Source organism: Verrucomicrobiia bacterium (genome assembly GCA_035460805.1).
GTDB lineage: Bacteria > Patescibacteriota > UBA1384 > CAILIB01 > CAILIB01 > DATHWI01.
This window is the reverse complement of record DATHWI010000166.1, coordinates 1-1,782: the sequence shown is the minus strand read 5'-3', so window position 1 is coordinate 1,782 and position 1,782 is coordinate 1. Positions and strand designations below refer to the sequence as shown.

The window sequence follows — 1,782 nt, the reverse complement described above, 5'->3', positions numbered from 1 at the left end:
CACGGAGATGCCATGGGCCCCTCCTTCGAACTCATAGATATTCGCGTAGGCGGAGATCAGATTAGGAGTGGCGGTTCCAACGGTTGTTTTCCAAAGAAGCTCAGAGGGGACTCGGGGTTGGGTTGTTCCGGCTGACTTCTTGACGTCGTTCAGCTCTGTGAGTGCGGCGGTGGAAATGGCGTTGTTTGCCAGATTCGCCAGAGGCGTGCTGCTGAACTTGGGATAAGTGACGCTCAGCTTGTACCAATTCTCTTTGTTGACCGACTTGGAAACCCAGGTGGTCGTGACGGCCGGGGGCGCAAGAAGGGAAAGCGTCGTAAGGGCACCGAGTCGTCCAAGCATTGTTTTCTCCAGAATTGAACGGAGTATAGCAACACGCGCCGCAGAGCGAAAGGAAGGCGGCTTCCTGGCCAAGCGCAATGCCAGGGATCGCCGCCGCCAAAAGATTCAAGACGGGCGACTTTTGGGATTGGCTTCAGAAATGTGTAGATCGCCCTTGACATCTGAATGGTCGGCGGGTATAGTTTTCAACTGTTGCTGAGGCTTTTGGGCCGCAAGCTCCACAGTTCTTTGAAAATTGTATAGCGGTTGATAAGAGGCAAATTGAGCACTCGAAAAAAGAGAGCGAGAGTTTTAGAAAAGTTAGATTTAAGCTACTGAGGGTGTGTGACGAATGCCTAGGGACAAGTTGCCGAAGAAGGACGTGTAAGCGACGAAACGTCCAGGGGAGCTGCACGATAGCATTGATCCTGGAGTATCCGAATGGGGAAACCCTGTCGGGGTAATGCCCGATGACCCTTTGCTGAATACATAGGCATTGAGGAGGTAACCCGGTGAACTGAAACATCTAAGTAACCGGAGGAAAAGAAATCGAAGAGATTCTGCAAGTAGCGGCGAGCGAACGCGGAAGAGCCTAAACCAACCGGTTTACCGGTTGGGGTCGTGGGGCCACTACTACCATCCCCCTGATGAGGACTTAGCGTTCTTATCAGAGGTTGGTAGAAAAGAAGATTGTGCAAGTTAATAGAACAGGACTGGAACGTCCGGCCGCAGAGGGTGATAGCCCCGTATGTCAAAACCCAAACGAATTCAAGTGGTACCCGAGTAACACGGAGCACGTGGAACCCCGTGTGAATCTGCCGAGACCACTCGGTAAGGCTAAATACGACTTGTCACCGATAGTGCATCCAGTACCGTGAGGGAAAGGTGAAAAGAACCCCGGGTAGGGGAGTGAAATAGAACCTGAAATCGCATTACCTACAAACAGTCAGAGCACTATGTCCGGAGCGATCCGGTCCTGTGTGATGGCGTGCCTTTTGCAGAATGAGCCTGCGAGTTGTTGGTGTTGGCAAGCTTAAGCCGTTCAGCGGCGGAGGCGGAGGGAAACCGAGTCCGAATAGGGCGTCAAGTCAGCACCAGCAGACCCGAAACTGCGTGATCTAGCCATGGCCAGGGTGAAGTGATGGTAACACATCATGGAGGCCCGAACTCATTGACGTTGAAAAGTCTCGGGAAGAGTTGTGGTTAGTCCGGTGAAATGCCAATCGAACGCAGAGATAGCTGGTTCTCCCCGAAATGCATTTAGGTGCAGCGTTAGGCGTTGTTCTTTGGGGGTAGAGCACTGAATGGGCTAGGGGGCTTACCCGCTTACCGAACCCAACCAAACTCCGAATACCGTTGTATAAGATAGGCAGTGACACGGCGAGTGATAAGATCCGTCGTGAAAAGGAAAACAATCCAGATCGACAGCTAAGGGCCCTAAACGTGGACTAAGTGTGAAAC

The 1,782-nt window shown here is 52.2% G+C and carries 1 protein-coding gene and 1 rRNA gene; one reads left to right on the top strand and one right to left on the bottom strand.

What is annotated here, in order from left to right:
* Positions 1-342 (bottom strand): DUF4163 domain-containing protein (locus VLA04_06835; protein ID HSI21370.1); only part of this gene is annotated, 342 nt, incomplete at its 3' end.
* Positions 343-646: 304 nt separating this feature from the next.
* Between VLA04_06835 and VLA04_06830 the strand changes: the two genes are divergently transcribed.
* Positions 647-1,782: ribosomal RNA gene (locus VLA04_06830) — 23S ribosomal RNA — on the top strand; the annotation flags it as partial.